Source organism: Bartonella sp. AP58NXGY, from assembly GCF_042195785.1.
GTDB lineage: Bacteria > Pseudomonadota > Alphaproteobacteria > Rhizobiales > Rhizobiaceae > Bartonella.
On the sequence record NZ_JBHIOY010000093.1, the window covers coordinates 1 to 1,133 of the forward strand.

Genomic DNA, 1,133 nt, shown 5'->3' on the forward strand with positions numbered 1-1,133 from the left:
CAGCCTTTGCCTTATAACGTTTCATAGCCTGAATAAGGCAAAGGCTGCTCTTTGGGAATAATCGCTGCCGCATCACTGGATAAATCACGCACTGCTTGAATAAGAACCCGCCGCTCCTCATGAGAAGAGCTTGCCCCATATTTACCAACACGCAAAGGCATGCCATAAACTTCTAAAAATGCCATCCAATCTTTCAGTGTATAAGACTTGAAGAGAAAGGCCCAAGCCGCAAGACGTGCAAGTCCAGAACGAATAGGCAAACCGCTTTTAAGCTTGGGGCGATGAATAGAAAAGTTATAAGCAGGCAATTCACTTCCATGCAAAGACCCCTCTTCTTTTAAACGCAAATGAAAGCCATCCCGCCGATCCAATTGAAAAAAACGCTGGTCACGCCATTTCCAAGCAACCGGCCACCATTCCTTGGCACTCTTGTCCCACAAAGTTTCAACAACCGCATAGCCTTTTCCCAAAGCATCTAACAAATCCGCCACATAATCATCAACAAAAGTCGGTGCACTGATCACTTCCCGCACCGCATCTGCTATCTTTTTATCCAATGCACTGTTGCTTGCGGCAATTACCCCAGGCTCCACCCCTGTGAGAGCATTTTTACGCATGCCAAGCACAGCACGATAATGCAAATCGCGCTCTTCCATATCATCAGCAAGTTGAAAAAACTGTTCTGGAGCCCCCCTTGCTGCCTGCTGCAAAATATCAGCAAGTTGCGCAGGCGTCAAACCACTCACAACAGTTTGTGACCACACATCGCGAACACCCCCAACGGTAGGGCTTGCGACTTCCCGTTCCAATCCCTTTATCTTAAGAGCCCTGCCCCATTGGTCTACAAGTTGTACCATTTCATCATCCCATCAATAAATCTTTGATCGCATCGTTGAAACAAAAGCGGGTGAAAAGAGCGGACTTTCATCAAAACCATAAACCTCTCTCACAGGCGTATATTCGTAAATTTCCGGCGTCTGGCGGCTAGCAAAATAAGCCAAAGCGCAAGCAATAGCACTATCTCCATGGCGCATAAAACCGTCACTGCCTTTAAAACGATGATTGTCTGGAATTTTCACAATGCCATTGACATAAGCAAGCGCCTGATGATCCGCCACAATGTCACTATCGCG

At 46.9% G+C, this 1,133-nt stretch carries 2 pseudogenes; both read right to left on the reverse strand.

What is annotated here, in order from left to right:
- Positions 1-32: 32 nt before the first annotated feature.
- Positions 33-857 (reverse strand): annotated as a pseudogene (locus tag ACFINC_RS09675) (DUF935 family protein); the annotation flags it as partial.
- 12 nt (positions 858-869) lie between these two features.
- Positions 870-1,133: pseudogene (locus tag ACFINC_RS09680) on the reverse strand (hypothetical protein); the annotation flags it as partial.